Here is a 19,261-nt window from a genome sequence, read left to right as displayed (position 1 = left end):
AAAACTCATCAAATCCAGGTCCAGCGTAATTATCTAATACGCGAACACTTTCTGCTCGACCATTTACTACTTGGTTGTTGATCCAAACAACAAATCGACGGTATTCGTCCGGCGAAAAAAAGCTCTCTATTACTTCCCAGCCACAGCCCGCCATACTTTATCTCACCCAGGATGGATCAATTTTGAAGTCTTTTGGAAAAAGAACCTGACTTCCCCCTCCCACAAGCCCTCCCTGAGGGGCGGCTACACCTTCAAAATACTTAGTACCTGCTGGAACTTCAATCTTCACCACATTTACCGCCGTATTTCCCCATTGAGGATTCAAAGCACTGTCTATGATCGATTGCACAGGGCCTGTCGGTTTTGTCGCGGTCCAATAAGCCCCAAGCTCATTAGCCGAGCCTCCATATACCCGATACAAAGTTGTCGGTTTCTGAGTTACGACCTCTGCGTAGGTAGCGCTCCGGAACGTGTCTGCAATCGAAGCTGGCAGAGGACCTTGATTGAGCGGGTTGTATTGATTGAGTAGTTTCCCGCCGCTAGGCATGACAACTGACTTCAGATTGCCCGCGCTGTCCAATTCCAAACGCGCGATTGTTGCTCCAATCTCTGCTCCATCTTTTCCTAAAAGTTGGCCCAAAGTTTTACTTGAAACGGTTACTCCCACCTTCCCTAAAGCGGCGGCTCCCTTTGCCAGACCACCTACGTCCGATACAACGCCACCGACGGTATACAAAAGCAAACCTAGATCGCGTCCAAGCTGCAACGCCTGATCGGTTCCACCAAACTCCAGTGCGTACTCCATCCTACCAATAGTTGCGAGCAAACTGTCCACCGCGGCATTACCAAGCTTGGCTCGCAGCGCTTCGCTTTCGACAATTTGTCGTAGACCGCTGAGACTCTCCAACGGACTTGCCAAGAAGCCCGATAGGCCGTCCAGATCCTTCCATCCCCCTTCCTGCAGGCCAATGATCACACCAAGGCCTGTAGCCATATCTTGGGTGCTATCAACGCTCGCCCACTTCCGCCATATCTTTATCTTTTCAATAAGACTTGGCGCTGCTTCCAGCTCTTTATCTCTTTGTATCTTCTGCTGCGTTGCCAACCAGTTGTTATCAACGTTTGCAATCGCAGCGTTGTTGGCCGTGGCTGCACCGCTTGGATCGCTAGCCGCAGCAATAGCGGTCACCAGGCTGGTGATGAGGTTGCGCTTGGTTTCGCGATCCGCAGCTGTTTCGTTTGGATCTGGGTCCGCAAACAGTGCTGTCAGCACACTGGCTGCCGCTCCACCCAACGCACCCGCCGAACAGCTTTGGCTACTGGCAGCAGCGCCTGCGCAACCAAGAATCGCATGCAAGCCTGCGTGTACCGGGCTGCCCTCTTTGAGTCCCTTGAGGACCAATTGCCCGATGTAATCCGATCCCTGCTGCTGGACGTAATTGACCACCATGTTTTGCGCGAACTGCGCGCTAGTACCGGTGACACCGCCGGTGATCCCGGCGACCAACGCGGTAGTGATCTGCCGATAAGTGCCTCCAGGCCCCCAGTTCTTGTCGATGTCTTTGACTTGCTGGGTGAGTTCTAAATATTTTTCACGGTGGATAGCCCTTTTTTCATCCGGAAGGCTTTCGTCATGTGCTGCGAGGTACTCTCTTTCAGCTTCCTTCTTCTTGCTATCGGCTTCGTTCGCACGGTTTTCGATGAACTGCGAGACGTTCTGCACAAACTTGCCGACGATTTCGAAATCCACGCCAATTTCCTCGGCGTCGAAAATCGGCTTGAGCTTGTTGCTGCCGTCACGCTCGCTGGAAACATTGGTGTTGATCGCTGCAATGGTCTGTTCAGCAGTTTTGCCGGTCAGTTCCTGTTGCTTGGCATTGTTGGTGATGGTGACTGCAGCACCGCTGATCCCGCTATGGGTGGTGCTGCTTGAATCGCCGCTGGCGAACAGAACGACCGGTGTATTGGCGTTTGCACCTTCCTTGGTGGTGACAACTGGCCCGCCTCGGGTCGGCGTGCCACTGGCGTTACCACCGCCCTTCATATTGAAGCCATAACCACCACTAAGATTGATGCTACTGGCGTCGTACTCAGCCTTGTTCTTGATATCAGAACTCGTCAGCGTGCCGGTGCTCAAAGTGTTCTTACCGTCAGCGACCGCTTTGTCGGTGCTGGCGATTATCGCCCCGACCAGATCAGTATTGCCCTTGACCTCAACCTGGAAGCCGCCGTCGCCGGCCTTGATGCCCGATTGCTCGGAAACACTGGCGTACTCGCTTTGCATGTGCTGCGCAGCAATACCGCCGCTGACGCTGCTGGTGCCGTAGCAGAATGGAGGGATGCAGACACTCAGCCCGACGTTTGCACTCAGCTGTTTGGAGGTATAGGTGCTGGTGTCCTGCTGACTCTCGACATTGAGGTCACCGCCGACTTTTACCTTGACCGTTTCACCGGTGGCGACAGCGCCTTTGATGTTGGTGTCGCCACCGCTCTCCAGGTTGAGCGTATGACCGGACTTGATCGAGGTGTTGGTGTGAGTGACGTCGTCGCCATCGCTGTTGCCACGTCCCACGTTGGCGGCGAGTTCAAAGGTAAAGCCGTTGCTTTCACCGAAGCCAAAACCGATGCCTGCGCTCCAGCCGCTGTTGCTGTTGGCGCTTTGTTGATGTGCGGTGTTTTGTGCGGACAACAGATTGATTTCGCCGTCGGCTTTCAGGCTGACATCGCCGCCGCCTTCGATTCGGCTGCCCACGACATTGATGTCACTGTCAGCACCGTCTCCCGTTGCAACGATGTTGACGTTGCCGCCCGCGACTACATCGCTGGCAACCACATTGCGGCCGCTCTGGCTGCTGTTCATTTTGCTCTGGCTGTTGCTCAGATTGACGCTGACCTTCACCCCACCCACCGGGTTCTGCATCATCGCCTGTCCGGCATCCAGCGCCTGATTGGCACTCATGGCGGCGTTCACCGCTGCCAGTGCGACCATTCGATCATCGCTGGTTTTCTGCGCGGCTTCGCCCATTTGCTGAATGCCACGCAGGGCATCGACCAGAGGAATGCTGACGGTGCCGCCGATTGCCGTGCGGCTGGTGCTCGCAGTTTTGTTGGTGTTGAGCGTGTCGAATCCTGCCTCGATATCAACGTGCTTGGCTTTGATGTTGATATCGCCCTGAGGGGTGACCAACTGGCTCGCGCTCTGGGTGTAATGATCCCCGGCGGTCAGGGAAATATTGCCGCCAAGGGAGGCAATTTGGCTGCCCGACTGGCGCGTTGAAGTGCTGTCATCGGTTTCTTTGGTTTTGACGATCCCGGTCGCGCCCTGCCACCAGGAGCCCACCTCACCGACTTTTTTACTGCCGGATTTCGAGCTGGACGACGCAGAGTTCTCTGCACTGGTGATTTCCAGATTTCGCCCGGCATTGATGCCAATATTCTTGTCGGCCACCAGCGTGCTGCCTTCAACAACAGAATCGCGGCCACTGTTGATCTGAATGTTGCCAGCGCTGATATCGCTGCCGATGCTCTGTGTAGATGATTGCTGTGATTGCTGGGTTTTCTGCGTATTGGAGAGCCAGCCGGTAACTGTCATCCCGGTCTTGCTGGAGCTCTTGGACTGACTGGATGTCTGGGTTTCTTCAGCGGTGCCGATCAGAACATCATTGGCCGCTGTCAGCTTCACCTCGTTTTCCGCGCGCAGGGCAGCCGCTTGCAAAGTGATGTCGTGACTCGATTTGAGCTCGATATCCTTGGCGCTGAGTTCGGTGCTGTTCAGACGTGTCTGCGTCTGCTCACTGCTGCTGGACTTGCTCTTGTTCCAGCTTTTCTTCGATGACGCGTTGGCTTGGCTGTAAGAGTCTTCAGCAGCCAACAAGTTGATGTCGCGACCCGCGGTAGCAAGCAAAGTCCCATCACTGTTGAGCTTCGCTCCGGTCAGATTAATATCCTGACCTGCCGACACCACCAACTTGGTACCCGCCTCGACCGTCGAGCTGACGGACAAGACCGTCTCGCTTTCACTCATTGTCGACTTCTTCTTGCCGAAGGAGCCCTTTTTGGTTTTCGAGTAGTAGTCGTAATCGACGTCTTCTGCCGTCGCGATATTGACGTCATCACCAGCGAACAAGTACGCCTCGTTGCTGGCGCTGATGCGACTGGCAATCAGGTTCAGGTCTTTGCCGGCGCTGGCAGCAATGTCACGGCCCGAGCTGATAACGCTCGATTGCTGGGAAACATTGAGGGATTCGGCCTGCGTGCGTTTGCTGCGCGCTACATACTCGCTTTCATTCGCCGCGGAAGTCACCAGCAAATCGTTGCCCGCATTCAGGTTGACATCGCGCTTGGCATCCAGCCGACTGGCCACAATCGCCACGTCACGATCAGCACTGATCGACAGATCCCGCCCGGACTTCACTTCAGCGCCGTGCTGAGTGATCGTCTGATTGAGAAAATTGCTACCCCGCGCATCGGTGCTGCGATTCTGCACCGAGGTGATGTTCACATCGCGATCAGCATCGAGCGTCATGTCCCGACCGCTTTGCAGCACTCCGCCGATGTTGTTGATGTCTTTGCCGGACTTGATCGTCAGGTCGTTGGCTGCCTCGATCCGGGCTGCGTTGTCCAGGTAGTCCCGGTGCAACACGTTGCCGCGTCCGGTGAGGTCGAAGCCGGTCACGTCGCGCTGGTTGATCACACTGCCGTTGGTGGCGGTCAGGCTGACGTCCTTGCCGGAGATGATGCCGCCGGACTTGTTGATGATGTCGTTACCGGCCTTGAGCGTGAGGCGTTCACCGGCTTCGATCAGTCCGGTGTTGGTGAGGTTATTGCCAGCCTCGGCCGAAAGGTTATTGGAGGCTCGCAACGTACCGGCGTTGTCCAGATCGCCACCGGCAATCAACGTCACATCGTTGGCCTGAATCAACGCCCCGTTTGGCGCCAACCGGTTATTCGCCTGAGCCAGATACAGCACCGGCACCAGCACTTTCTCACCATTCACTTCGTGCTCTTCGAGCCAGACGATGTCGTGGGTCAGTGCCGCCACTTGTTGTGCAGTCAGCGTGACGCCCATCGACAGGTTGAGCTGATCCTTGCTGGCGATGGCGTTGTTCATCAGGTACTTGAACATCGCTTCGTCGGAGGTCTGGCCGTCGATGAACCGCTGTCCCGTACGCTCGACGACCGCTTGCTGGATCATCCGCTGTTCGAAGAAACCGTCACCCAAGCGCTTGGCGCTGATGTCCGGGTCATAGCCGAGTTTTTGCAACAGATAATCCGAGCTCTCGAATTTCTTCAGGTCGGTGAGTACCGGGTTGGTTTCGATCAGGTATTTGTGCGGATTGGAGCGCACGCTGGTGTCGGGCAAGCCTTGTACGCGTGGTACATCAAAGGCAGGGTTGCCCCGAGCAGGCACCAGCACGCCGACTGGCCCGTCAGCGGCGGTTGCACCCACGTTGAACTGAGCCGTTCTGTCGTTAAGATTCAACGACGCGGCATCGCTCAGCGCCAGATCGCGTTTTTTTATCGACACCGGGTCGTTGTTGTCGAACTGGAACTGGGTGGACGGCCGAGCGGGCATGCCGACCGTATGATGGGTCGACTCGCCGGACAGCGTACCGATGGTCCAGGACGGCGCGGGCACCGAGGATTGTTCGCTGCCACCCTTGCCGCTCAGGCGGAATAGGCCGTTATCACCGACCGGCAGGCTGAAGCCGGGTAATGTCAGCGGGTTGACTTGCTGTTGGGCCAAGTCCGGTGGCAGTTGACTGTTGAGGCTGATGATGGTGGTTTTACCGGTGCCGCCAGCGCTGGTATTGGCATTGCGCGAGGTACCGGCAGCGCCTGAACTGTAGGCCTTTTCAACACCGTTGCTGATTTTGTTGGTGGCGTTGATGGTGACGTTGCCGGATGCCTGGATGATGGCCGAGGCGAAACCTGAAGGATCGGAGGTGACGATCTTTTCATTGAACACGGCATTCTTTATGAAGTCTGGAGCTTCCGTTCTGACTCCCGAGGAATAGAGAGAATCTCCGAACTTGACGGCCTGACTCTGTTTATTCAAAGAAATGATGGTCGAGCCGAACGTCTGGAACCAGTTGTCAGCCTCACCCTTGGCACCATATCTGACGACCTTGGAAACTACCCGTGAGTCGTCTTCGTTGGCATTCCAGAAGTGCAGATCCTTGTTGTAGTCCGCGTCGTTGTACATGTTGTACGCAACGACTTCGTTCCACTGGGCAACGGAGAGCCCGCCATTGACGTATTTGCGGGAAACGTAATCGCCAGTGGCAGTACCCGAGTTCTCGAAGTTGGCCACGTTGATGTTGATGTTTCCAGAAGCGGCGATGGACGAGTTCGAGTTCAGGAACGATCCACCCACAGCATCAAAGTTTTTTCCGGCAGTGATAGACGCGGCTTTGGAACTTTCCCCCTCCGAAATGCTTACCTTGAACTTTTGTTCCCAGACCAGGTGAGACGGTAGTTTGCCTCCTTGCAGATCTGTCCAGTTAAGCGGGATCTGATCACACGAATAGCAACGCACTCCAATATCCGACGAGTACATCTCGGAAACCGTTTTGAACTGATCTCTACGGTTAACAATCGAGTCGGCTTTGATCGAGAAGTCGCCGGTGCTCTCCATCGTTCCGGAAAGGTTCTCCACCAGCGCCGCGCGATTACCGGCATCGTCCCGCGCAATATCGATTGCGCCGAGGCTGTAAACATCGGATTTCTTGTTGCTGAGGCTGCCCGCGCGAAGCTTCATGTCGCCACCGCTGAACAGGAACCCGCCCTGATCGTTGAGCAGTGATGATGCCGTCAGCTTCATACCCGACGCGCCTGCGAGCGTGCCGTAGTTGTTAACGGTGCCAGCATTGAGGATCAGACTATTGGCAGCGGTGAGGCGGCCATAGTTGTTGACGATCGCCAGGCCACCGCGTGCGCCTACGGTCGTATTTCCTCCGGCCGCGATACTCGTAGCGCTGGTCAGATTGAGGGTGGAGGCGTCGAGTTGCAGATCGCCCAGACTGCTCGTGCGCCCGTTGCCGCCGTAATTGCCGCTCACCTGAATATCGACGCTGCCATCGCTGGCAATCAAGCCCTCGTTGCTCCAGTTGCCGCCACGCCCCACCAGTTGATTGGAAGCAAGCAACTGCCCGCTCGCAGTCTGCACAAAATTGCCGACATTCACCGTCAACCGCCCGGCCTGAATCACGCTGCTGTTGGTCCAGCTGTCGGCGTTCAGCGTCAGGCCGCCACGGGTCACCAGCGAGCCGCCGGCGTTCATCACGTTGGCGGTGGAAATGCCGAATTCACCGAGGCCGACATGCGTCACCGAACCGCCGGCGTTGAGGAAGCTTGGTGCGGCGAGAGTGAAATCGGTGTTAGCGGTTTCCACCAGACCATTACGGTTATCGAACTGGCTGCCGATCTGGAAATCGGTTTTGCCGCTGGTGCCGAGCGCGCGCAGTTTGCCGCCCTGGTTGTCGAGATTGGCCGCGCGAATCGCCAATGTGCCGGCGCTTTCGATCAGGCCGCCGCGGTTGCTCAGGTTGCCGTCGGCACCCAGCTCGATGCTGCTGCCGCTGATCTGGCCGTTGTTGTTGCTCATCAGGCCGGCGATGGTTTTCACCACGCCTTTGGCATAGATCCCGCCGCCGCTGTTATCGAGGGTGTTGCCGCCGGCGTTGAGCAGGATGTTGCCGGTGTTGGCGGCGATTCGCCCGCCGTCGCTGTAGATACCGCCGAGCGCTTGCAGGTCGAGGCGGCTGCCTTCGATCTTGCCGCCCTGGCCGTTGCGCAACACGCCGCTCAGGCGGGTTTGCAGCAGACCGTTGAGGCTTGAGAGCACACCGCCTCGGCTGTCAAGGCTGGCAGCGTTGAGGGTCAGGTCGCCGTTCTGGGCGATGATCTTGCCGCCCTGGTTGTCGATCGCACCGTTGCCGGTGTTCACGCTCAGCGCGGTCATGCTTTGCACCGCGCCTTTGGCGTTGTTCAGCGCGGCGGCGCTGAGGGTGACGCCGGCATCGCGGCTGGAAAGCAGGCCGTCGGCGTCGTTGCGCAACGTGCCGCCGGCGGTGAGGTCCAGTTGGCCGTTGGCCGAGACGGTGCCGCGTTGGCTGTTGTTCAGATCGCCGCTGGTGAGCAGGCTCAGCAGGGTCTGGCTAATCAACTGGCCGCCCTGATTGTCGACGCTGGCAGCGCGTTTGATCAGCAGCGCGGCGCCGCTACCGAGTGCGCCATTGACGTTGGTCAGAGCGCCGAGCAGATCGAGGGTGACGCTGTCGTCACCGACCAGACTGCCCTTCGTATTGTTCAGCGGGCCACCGGTGAAGGTCAGGGCTTTTTTCGCCATGACGTTGCCGCTGCTGTTGTTCAGGCTGGCCGCGCGGATCTCGAGGGTGTCGCCGCTTTTGATCAGGCCGCCCGAGGCGTTGCTGATCGCGCCGGTTATGGTCAGGGTTTGTTTGCCGTCACTGCTGACCGTACCGCCGCTGTTGTCCAGGCTGGCGGCCGTGATGGTTACTTCGCCGAGGCCGCCGATGCCGCCCTTGCTGTGGTTGAGCAGCGCGCCGCTGAGGTCGATGTTGACGTTGCCGAGCTGGCTGGAGATCGCGCCTTCCAGGCTGTTGTCGAGGGTGCCGCCGCTGAGGTTTACGCCCTTCCAGCCGGAGAGCAGGCCGCCCTGGTTGTTCAGGTCGGCCGCTTTCACGGTCAGTTGATCGTTGCTGATCAGGTTGCCGCCACGGTTATCGAAACGGTTGCCGGTGAGGCTGAAGCTGTTGACGCTGGAGATCTCGCCTTGCTGGTTATTCAAGTCACGCAGGGTGGCGATGCTCAGCACGCCTTTGCTGTTGATCACGCCGTTCTGGTTATTCAGGTCGCGCAGATCGGCAATGCTCAACCGACCTTTGCTGCTGATCACACCGTCCTGGTTATTCAGATCCTGCGCGGTGGCGCCCAGGTCCATATTCAGGCCGGAAACGCCGACCAGTGTGCCACCCTGATTGTTCAGACCGGTGCTGTTGAGGGTCAGTTGTTGCGCGGCGCGAATGCTGCCTTTGTTGGTGTTTGTCAGCAGGCCATCGACAGTCACCTCGATGTCGCTGTCACTGAGCAACACGCCGCCATCGCTGTTATCCAGACTCGCCGCGCGAACCTGCAACGCCGCAGCGGCAATCGTGCCTTTGATCGAGGTCAGCGCCTTGTCGAGGGTCACGGTGAGTTTATGGTTGCTCAGCAGTTGGCCGCCGCTGTTGTCCAGCGATGTGGCGATCAGTTCAAAAGCCTTGTCGCTGGAAATCTCGCCGCCACGGTTGTTCACGTCGGAGAGGTTTTTCAGTAGTAACTGGTCCGGCGCGTTGATCACGCCGCCCTGGTTATTCAGCGCGCTGCCGTTCAGATCGACACTGACGGTGCCGCCGCTGAACAGTTTGCCGCCCTGCTGGTCGAGGCCTTGGATATTGGCGGTCAGCGTCTTGCCCGCGCCGAGGCTGCCTGCGGTGTTGGTCACCTGACCGGCATTGATCTCAACGTGGTCGGCCGCGTAAATATTCGCTTGGCTGTTGTTGAACTCGCCAGTGCTGATATTGAGGTTGGCCTTGCTGCTGATCACACCTTTTTGCTGGTTATCCAGCGCATCGCTGTTGACGGTCAGATCGCCATCGGTCAGCAGGCTGCCGCCCCGGTTGCTGATGGCGCCGCGCGTATCGACGGTGAGCGCTTTGGCGCTGGAGACCGTGCCGGCGTCGTTGTTGAGGCTAGCGGCGTTGATCGCCAAGGCGCCTTCGCTGACGACGCTGCCCTGTGCGTTGTTCAGCTCCCCGGAGAGGTTGATCACGAGGTCTTTCTGGCTGGTCAGGCGACCACTGTTTTCCAGTGTCTTACCGGTCAGTGTCAGCCCTGTGTCACCGGACAGCAGGCCTTTATTGCGGTTGATGACGTCGTTGACGGTCAGAGCCAGATTGCCTCCCGCGAGCATGTAGCCGCTGTCGCTGTTATCGAGCCAGGCGCCGATCAGACTGACATCGCTCTTGCTCGACAACTCGCCGCTGCGGTTGTCGACGCGAGCGACGTTGAGGTTCAGCGCTTTTGTTGAGCCGATCAGACCTTCCTGACGGTTATCCAGACTGGCGGCGGTAATCTTCAGGCCGTTGTCGGCGATGACCACGCCGTTCTGGTTATCGAACATGCCAGTCACGCTGAAATCGACATCACCGCGTACGCGAATGTCACCGCTGCTGTTGTTCAAACTGTCGCTGCGACTGTCGAGGCTGGCGGAAGCGATCAGGCCTTTGACGTTGCTCAACGCGCGCTCGATGACCAGAGTGAGCTTTTCATTGCTCAGCAACTTGCCGCCGTCGTTGTTCAAGCTTTGCGCGTTAACGCTCCAGGCCTTGGCGGCGGAGATTTCGCCGACGCTGTTGTTGACGTCCTTGAGGTTTTTCAGCAGCAACTGGCCCGGCGTATGGATGTTGCCGCGCTGGTTGTCGAGCAGACCGTTGTTCATGTCCAGGGTCAGGTCGCCGTTGCTGAACAACTCGCCGCCGTCCTGCGCCAGCGAAGTCACCGAGACTTCGAGTTTCTGCTGACTGCCGAGGCTGCCGCCCGAGTTGTCCAGGTGCGCGGCGGTCAATAATAGTGAGCCATCGGTGGCGATACTGCCGCCCTGGCGGTTCTTCAACTCACCGGTAGTCAGGGTCGAATCAGCCTTGGCGCTGATGATGCCGTTGTCGCTGTTGTCCAGACTGCCACTTTTAAAGGTCAGGCCTTTCTGCGAAACGATCAGGCCGCCCTGACTCAGCATGGCACCGCTGGCGGTCAGTGCCATCGCTTCAAGGCTCGACAGTTTGCCCAGACGGTTATCGAGGCTACCGGCGCTGAGGGTCATCTGCCCTTCGCTACTGATCAGGCCTTGCTGGTTGTCCATGGCCTCGTCGAAGGTCAGCCCGAGCGTGTTCTGGCTGACGATGCGCCCGCCAACGTTGCTCAGGCCGATGCCGCTGAGGGTGCTCGCGCCTTTGCTGAAAATCAGGCCGTTGGTGGCGTTGATGATCTGCGCGACTTTCAGCGCCAGTGTGGTGTCGGACAGCACCTTGCCGCCATCGCTGTTGTCCAGGCGCGAACCGTTGATGTGCAAATCCAGCTGGCTGGACAGTGTGCTGGCGCGGTTGTCGATCTGCTCGACGTTGACGGTCAAAGTCTTGAGCGAACCGACCAGACTGTCCTGATGGCTATTGAGGGTTTTGCCGGTCAGCAGCAGATTGCCTTCGGCGACCAGTTCGCCGTGTTCTTGATTGAGGGTGTCGACGTTGGCGTCGATATCACCCTTGGCGGAAATCCGTCCGCCATCGTTGGTGACTGCTTTGGCTTTGAGGCTCAACAGACCGGTCGAAGTCAGCAGGCCGCCATTGCTGTTATCGAGTGTGTTGCCGTCGAAGCTCAGCGCCGTCTTGCTTTCGAGGCGGCCCTTGTCGCGGTTGTCCAGGTTGTCGATCAGCAGTTTGGCGGCCTGGTCGGCGCGAATCGTCCCGCCACGGTTGTCGGTGTTGGCGCTGCTGACGGTCAGGGTATTGAGGCTGGAAATCTTGCCGGCGCGGTTATCCAGGCGCGTGGCCTGCACGTCCATGGCGCCGTTGGCCTGGATCAGGCCCTTGTTCTGGTTGTTCAGTTGCTCGCTGATCCGCGTGGTCAGCGTGCCTTCGCTGGTCAACTGGCCTTGCTGGCTGTTGTCGAGTTGTTGGGCTTTTACCAGCAAGGTCTGTTTGGCGCCGATCTTGCCGGTGCGGTTGTTGATCGCGCCGATCGCATTGATATCGAGCAGACGGCCAGCGCTCATCAGGCCGGCAACGTTATCCAATGATGTGACGTTGAGAACCACGTCGGTCTGGCTGCTGAGTTCGCCGTTGCTGTTGATCAACTGGCCGATGTTGGCGGTGAGGCTGGCGTTGCTGTTGATCACACCCTGACTGTTCAGCACCTGAGCGGCGTTGAGGTTCAGGGTGGTGTTGCTCTGCACTTTGCCAGCGTTGCGGTTGTCCAGCGTGCCGGCGCTGATCGCAACGGTTTGGCCGCTGAGCGTGCCTCCCTGGTTGTTCAGGGTTTGTGCGGTATTGATGGTCAGATTGCGGCTGGCAGTAAGGCTTTTGCCGGTGTTGTCGAGGTTTTGCGCGGTGAGGCTCAGATCGCCGCTGGCATTGCGGCTGCCGTCGGCGTTGACGCCGGCTTCGATGGCGCCGGCGTTGGTCAGTTGGCCGCCGGCGCTGAGGGTGAGGCTGTCGCGGGCCGCGAGGGTCTGGCGGTTGGTCAGGTTGCCCTGGGTTTGCACGCTCAGCGCGGTGCCGGCGTAAACCGGGCCGCGTGCGTCGAGGCTGGCCGCCTTGACGTTGACCGCGCCGGTGGCCGAGGTGTCGGCCAGACTCAGTTGGCCGTTGGCGTCGAGCTGGATATCGCCGCCGCTGGCAATCAGCTTGCCGTCGAGTTTCACCCCGACCCCGGCCTCGGTGCCGACCAGTTTGATCGCCCCGGCGTACATGCCGCCGAGTGCCGAGGAGTCGATGGCCAGTTGCGGCTTGGTGCTGCCGTCATCGGCGCGGGCGGTGGCATTCAGGGTTTGTGCGTTGACATCGTTGCGACCGGCGACAATCGTCAGGTTCTGCGCCTGAATCTCGGCGTTGATCTTCGCGCTGCGGGTGATGATTTCGAAACGGTCGACGTTGGTCGCGTTAAGGCCCGCACCCTCAATGGCGATAGAACCCTGATCCACCTGAAAGCGATCCAGACGACCGTTGTCGAGCACCGGTTTACCGGTAGTCAGCGTCACCCGCGGCGAGTTGATGAAGCCGCAACCGTTGCAGGTGATGCCATAAGGGTTGGCGACGATGACCCGCGCCGACTGCCCCGCCACTTCGGTGTAACCACGCAACTGGCTCGGATTGCCGCTGATGACTTCGTTGAGAATCGCCTGCGCCGAACCGCTGTTTTTCAGGTTCGGGTTGTCGATGATATGCCCGCCCAGCTGGGTGAGATTATTCTGCGTCGAGCCGTTGTTGAGGATCAGACCCTGCGCACCGACGTTGTAGTCGTGGAACTGGTTATGCGACAGACCGCTGGCATTGGGCGTGGCGATGTTGATGATCGGCACGCCGTTGCCGGCACGATCCAGCGAGGTATTCGGGTTGGCCACCACAATGCCATCGGCCTGCGCCCACATCGGTTGCCAGAACATTACGTTTGCCAACAGGAACGCCAGGCCGCGCTTGGGCATGCCCAAAAAACGTTCACGGTCTTTCACGACCGCAGAAGGTTGGAGCGCAGGAAAGGCGTACTGGCGAACATCCATGTTGAAGGTCTCTTAGAACGGGCAACGATAGTCGGATTGAAGGCGAGCGCGATGCTTCCTGAACGGCACGAACCTTGATGCCGATCTGCGAAAAGCGGGAAAAGGGGGAGCAGCGCACTAGTATCAAAATAGTGGCGCGATATTAGATGGCCACTATTTTGGCGTCAATTTTTGAATCACCTGAACCATCGTTGCCGACGATCGGTATGAGTAAAACCTGGTTCCGCTTAACAGTCGCTCACCTGCACAACAAGCCCTCCCGCCGCAATAATCTGTAAACTCTCCCCTCTTTCGCCGCCCTTCATTTCCTCGCGGCCATCACCTCTTTAAATGTTGCGGAGTCCACCTTGCGTCTGTTCCACACCTCCGACTGGCACCTTGGGCAAAACCTGCACGGCCAGGAGCGCGATTTCGAGCATGCGTGCTTCCTCGAATGGCTGCTGCGCCAACTGCAACTGGCGCAGCCGGATGTGCTGCTGATTGCCGGTGACATCTTTGACACGGTCAATCCGCCGGTCAAAGCTCAGGAACGCCTCTACGACTTCATCGTCAGCGCCCACGAACAGCAGCCGTTGCTGACCATCGTGATGATCGCCGGCAACCACGACTCCGGTTCGCGGATTGAATTGCCCGCGCCGTTGATGCGCCGTTTGCGCACCCACGCGCTGGGTCGGGTGCTGTGGCTGGATGACGGGCAACTGGACGCCGACCGCTTGCTGTTGCCACTGCCAAATGCCCAAGGCGAAATCGCCGCGTGGTGCCTGGCGCTGCCGTTCCTGCGTCCGGCAGAGGTGACGGGCGCGCATCTGGGCGACAACTATCTGCGCGGCATCGGTCAGGTGCACGAATGGCTGATCGAAGCGGCCAACGCCAAGCGCCAACCCGGTCAGGCGCTGATCGCCATCAGCCACGCACATATGGCCGGCGGTTCGGTCTCGGAAGACTCCGAACGCAGCCTCATCATCGGCAACGCCGAAGCCCTGCCCGCCAGCCTGTTCGGGCCGAGCATCAGCTATGTCGCCCTCGGCCATTTGCACAAGCCGCAGAAGGTCAACGGTGAAGAACGCATTCGCTACAGCGGCTCGCCGATCCCGTTGTCGTTCTCGGAGATCAGCTATCAGCACCAGATTCTCGACGTCACCCTCGACGGCGAAACCCTGGTCAGCGTCGAGCCGAAACTGATCCCGCGCTCGGTCAATCTGCAGCGCATCGGCCCGGCACCGCTGGCCGAAATCCTGCTGCAACTGGCCGATCTGCCGAACATCGATCTGCTCGCCGAAACCCAGCGGCAACCGTGGCTGGAAGTGCGCGTAACCCTCGACGAGCCACAGCCGGATCTGCGCCATCAAGTCGAAAGCGCCCTGCAAGGCAAAGCCGTGCGCCTGGTGCGTATCGCCGCTGAATACGCCGGTAATCGTGGTGCTGACGGAGTCGAAGACGGCACAGCGCTGATCGAACTCGACCAGCTCACTCCGCAGGAACTGTTCAGCCGCGCTTGGCTCGACAACTATGGCAGTGAGGTCGACGAGCAAACGCTGAAGGACTTCGCCGAACTGCTGCAAGACGTACAACTGGAGGGCGAGCAGCCATGAAGATTCTCGCCATTCGCCTGAAGAACCTCGCCTCGCTGGCCGGGCCTTTCGAAATCGATTTCACTGCTGAACCGCTGGCCAGTGCCGGTTTGTTTGCGATTACCGGCCCGACCGGCGCGGGTAAAAGTACTTTGCTCGACGCCTTGTGCCTGGCGTTGTTTGGCGCGGTGCCGCGTCTGAACAACACTGGCCGTGACGCCAAAGTCCCGGATGCAGACGGCGAAATTGCCACCGGCGACCCGCGCACCTTGCTGCGTCGCGGCACCGGCGAAGGTTATGCCGAAGTGGATTTCGTCGGTGTCGATGGCCGTCGCTATCGGGCACGTTGGGAAGCTAACCGTGCGCGCGAGAAGGCCGGCGGCAAGTTGCAGGCCAGCCGGCAGAGCCTGCGCGACATCGATCAGGATCAACTGCTCGCCAGCCAGAAAGGTGAATACAAAACTCAGCTGGAAGCTGCGCTCGGCCTGAACTTCGAACAGTTCACCCGCGCCGTGCTGCTGGCCCAGAGCGAGTTCAGTGCGTTCCTCAAGGCCGACGACAACGACCGCAGCGAACTGTTGGAAAAACTCACCGACACCGCGCTGTACACCCGTCTCGGCCGCCGCGCCTTCGACAAGACTAAAGAAGCCCGCGAAGCGCATAAGCTGTTGCAGGATCAGGCGACCGGCGTGACCCCGTTGGCGCCCGAAGCGCGGGCCGAGTTGGATGAGCGCTTCAATGCCGCGCAACAGCAAATGAAGTTGCAGCAGGCGCAGCTCAAGCAGCTTGAGCAACAGCACGGCTGGCTCAAGGATTTACGTGTGTTGCAGGACGCGCAGCAAGCGGCCGCCGAGCAACTGCACAGCGCGCAACAGCATTCGGAAAGTCTGGCCGGCGAGCGGGTGAAACTGACGCGACTGGAGCAGCTCGGCACGCAGCGGCATCAGTTCGCGCGCAAAAGCGAACTCGATGCCCTGCTGACGCCACTGGCCGCGCAAATCGCCGCGCACACCCGGCAAAATGCCGAACTGACTGAGCGCCAGACGCAACTGGAGCAAACTCTGGAAGCGGCGAAAGTTGCCCTGAGCGAAGCGCAGCAACGGCAAAGTGAAAACGCGCCGCTATTGCGTCAGGCCTTCGAAGAGCAAAGCACCCTCGCCCGTCTGGCCAAGGATGTCGCGCAAAGTACCGAAGCCAGGCTCAATGCGCAGCAGGCTTGCACCGAAGGCCAGAACGCCATTCAAGCCTTGCTGGATAAACAGACCCAAGTCGCCGAACGCCTGCAACGCATCGCCGCTGAGCTGGAGCAAAGTACCCATCTGGCACCGCTGAGTGATGCGTGGAATGCCTACCGCGATCGCCTGCAACAGTTGATGTTGATCGGCAATCGCCTGAACAAGGGTCAGGCGGAACTGGCGAGCCTCGAAGAAAACGCCACGCGCAGCGCCGCAGAGCTGACCACGCAAAAGCAGCAACTGGAAGTACTATTCAAGGAGGCCGGCGCCGAACCTGATGCCGTCGCTGAGCAGATCGGTATCCTCGGCACGCTGTTGCAGGACAACCGTAAACAACTGCGCGCCTTCGAAGACCTGTCGCGCCTGTGGTCCACGCAACAGGATCTGGACAAACGCAGCGCCGAGTTGCAACAGCGCCAGCTCAGCGCCCAGCAGGAACGCGAACGCCTGACTCAGGACGGCGTGAAAACCAAAGCCGAACTGACCGTCGCCGAGCAAACCCTCAACGTCACCCGCGAACTGCTTGAACGCCAGCGTCTGGCGCGCAGTGCCAGTGTCGAAGAATTGCGCGCGCAGTTGCAGGACGATCAGCCGTGCCCGGTCTGCGGCAGCAACGAGCATCCCTATCATCAGCCCGAAGCGCTGCTGCAAAGCCTTGGTCGTCATGATGAAAGCGAGCAGGCCAACGCCCAGAAAGTCGTCGATCAGCTCAAGGAAAAACTCACTGAACTGCGCGCCGAAGTCGTTGGCGTCATTGCTCAGCAGAAAGAACTGCTGCAACAGCAAGAACAACTGGCCGCCCAGCAGCAAGCGTTGGCGCCGAGCCTCGACGCGCATCCGCTGTCCGCGCAGTTGTTCAATCAGGATGCCGACAAGCGCGATGCCTGGCTCGCCCGGCAAAACGAGCAACTGAACCAGAGCATCACTCAGGACGAACAACGCCAGAGCGCCCTGCTCACCCTGCAACAGGATGCCGCGCGGCTGACCCAGCAATTGCGTCAGGCCGAAACCGCGCATCAGCAAGCGGCGCAGCACCTGAGCAATCAGCAGCGCGAGTTGAGCAGCGATCGTCAGCGTCTCGATGAAGAGCTCAGCGCGTTCGGCAGTTTGTTGCCGGCCGACACCCTGGAAGCCTTGCGCCAGGAACCGGCCGCGACCTTCATGCAGCTTGATCGGCAGATCGCCGAGCGCCTGGCGCAAGTCGAGCAGCAGAAGGAAGAACAGGCCGAGCAGCAACAGCGCCAACAGACGCTGGAGAAAGAGCAGGATCGCCAGCAGACCCGCGCACAGCAATTGCTCAGCGCCGAACAGCAATTCACGGCACTCACCGAGCAACAGCAAGCCTGCCAGCAAAAACTCGCCCAGTTGCTTGGCGAGCACAGCAGCGCCGAGCACTGGCAGCAGCAGCTTGAGCAAGCGGTCGAACAGGCGCGCAATGCCGAAACCGCTACCGCGCAGGAACTGCAGAACGTGCGCACGCAACTCGTGCAGATCGCCGCAGAACTCAAGGCGCAGCAAGAGCGTTTGCAGGCACTGGAAAACGAACAGCAGGACCTGGCCGGCAAGATTGCTGACTGGCGCGCCCGCCATCCGGAGCTGGATGACGGTGGCCTCGAAGATCTGTTGCGAGTCGATGACGGGCAAGTCGCCGAACTGCGCCAGCGCTTGCAGCACAACGAAAAAGCCATCGAACAGGCCAAGGTGTTGTTGCAGGAGCGGGATCGCTTGTTGCTCGATCATCAGGCGCAGCACAACGGCAACCTCGATGCCGAACAACTGGCCAGCGCCCTCACCGACCTGCAGAACCAGTTCACCGTCAGCGAACAGCAATGCGCCGAAATGCGTGCCGAACAGGTCGAAGACCAGCGCCGGCAAAACGCCAATCAGGCGCTGGCGCAGCAGATCGCCTCGGCCTATGCCGAATATCAGCGCTGGGCGCGATTGAGTGCCTTGATCGGTTCTGCGACCGGCGACACCTTCCGCAAGATCGCCCAGGCCTACAACCTCGACCTGCTGGTGCATCACGCCAACGTGCAACTGCGGCAACTGGTCAAACGCTATCGCTTGAAACGCGGCGGCAGCATGCTCGGCCTGCTGGTGATGGACACGGAAATGGGCGATGAGCTGCGTTCGGTGCATTCGTTGTCTGGCGGCGAGACGTTCCTGGTGTCGCTGGCGCTGGCGTTGGGCCTGGCATCGATGGCGTCGAGCACGCTGAAAATCGAATCGCTGTTTATCGATGAAGGCTTTGGCAGCCTCGATCCGGAATCGCTGCAACTGGCGATGGATGCGCTCGATGGTTTGCAGGCGCAGGGGCGTAAGGTCGCGGTGATTTCCCATGTGCAGGAAATGCACGAGCGGATTCCGGTGCAGATTCAGGTGCAGCGCCAAGGCAATGGTTTGAGCACGCTGGAGGTGAAATGAACACGCTGTATTCCTTCCGCCGTTGCCCGTACGCGATGCGGGCGCGGATGGCGCTGCGTTACTCGGGTGTACCGGTGGACATCGTTGAGGTCAGTCTCAAGGCCAAGCCAGCGGAGATGCTGGCGATCTCGCCGAAGGGCACGGTGCCGGTGCTGGATGCTGGTGGGCGGGTGATTGATGAGAGCCTGGAGATCATGCGCTGGGCGTTGGCGCAGAATGATCCGCAGGATTGGTTGCTTGATGGCGACTCGCGGATTGCTGAATTGATCGAAGCGAATGATCAAGGGTTCAAAGTGCATTTGAATCGCTACAAGTACGCCGAACGTTACCCGGAGCAACCGATGGAGATTTATCGGGCTGAGGGGGCGCTGTACTTGCAGAGGCTGGAGGAGCTGCTTGAAGGTCGCGAATATTTGCTGGGCGATCATCCGAGCCTGGCGGATATCGCCCTGCTGCCCTTCGTGCGGCAGTTTGCCCATGTTGATCGTGAGTGGTTTGCGCAGACGCCTTATGTTCGCTTACAGGCCTGGTTGCTGCGCTTCCTCGAATCCGAGCTCTTCACTTCGATCATGAAGAAATAACCCTTACCTTCCTGCTTTGATCGTTCCCCACGCTCTGCGTGGGAATGCCTCAAGGGACGCTCTGCGTTCCAATCGGACGCGGAGCGTCCGGGGCTGCATTCCCACGCGGAGCGT

The 19,261-nt window shown here is 59.3% G+C and carries 4 protein-coding genes; 3 read left to right on the top strand and 1 reads right to left on the bottom strand.

Translation table 11 applies throughout. The features are described from left to right. Positions 1-157: 157 nt before the first annotated feature. Positions 158-13,336 carry a hemagglutinin repeat-containing protein gene (locus J0G10_RS13695; protein WP_220558685.1) on the bottom strand — a complete coding sequence of 4,393 codons (13,179 nt, stop codon included), beginning with the start codon at positions 13,334-13,336 and terminating at the stop codon, positions 158-160. A 347-nt stretch (positions 13,337-13,683) separates the two neighbouring features. On the opposite strand from J0G10_RS13695, the gene J0G10_RS13690 reads away from it, so the two are divergent. The 3 genes from J0G10_RS13690 to J0G10_RS13680 are packed head-to-tail and all read left to right on the top strand — an operon-like array spanning position 13,684 to position 19,147. Continuing rightward, the gene (locus J0G10_RS13690) at positions 13,684-14,928 is read left to right on the top strand and encodes an exonuclease SbcCD subunit D C-terminal domain-containing protein (RefSeq protein WP_093437857.1); all 1,245 of its coding nucleotides are present in this window, start codon (positions 13,684-13,686) and stop codon (positions 14,926-14,928) included. Beyond that, positions 14,925-18,566, top strand: a complete 3,642-nt coding sequence (locus J0G10_RS13685; protein WP_220558684.1) for an SbcC/MukB-like Walker B domain-containing protein — start codon at positions 14,925-14,927, stop codon at positions 18,564-18,566. The genes J0G10_RS13690 and J0G10_RS13685 overlap by 4 nt, the downstream gene beginning before the upstream one ends. Next, positions 18,563-19,147 carry a glutathione S-transferase gene (locus J0G10_RS13680; RefSeq protein ID WP_220558683.1) on the top strand — a complete coding sequence of 195 codons (585 nt, stop codon included), beginning with the start codon at positions 18,563-18,565 and terminating at the stop codon, positions 19,145-19,147. The genes J0G10_RS13685 and J0G10_RS13680 overlap by 4 nt, the downstream gene beginning before the upstream one ends. Positions 19,148-19,261 lie beyond the last annotated feature (114 nt).

Source organism: Pseudomonas germanica, assembly GCF_019614655.1.
GTDB lineage: Bacteria > Pseudomonadota > Gammaproteobacteria > Pseudomonadales > Pseudomonadaceae > Aquipseudomonas > Aquipseudomonas neuropathica.
The sequence above is the reverse complement of the archived record's forward strand: the minus strand, read 5'-3'. Positions and strand labels throughout refer to the sequence as shown.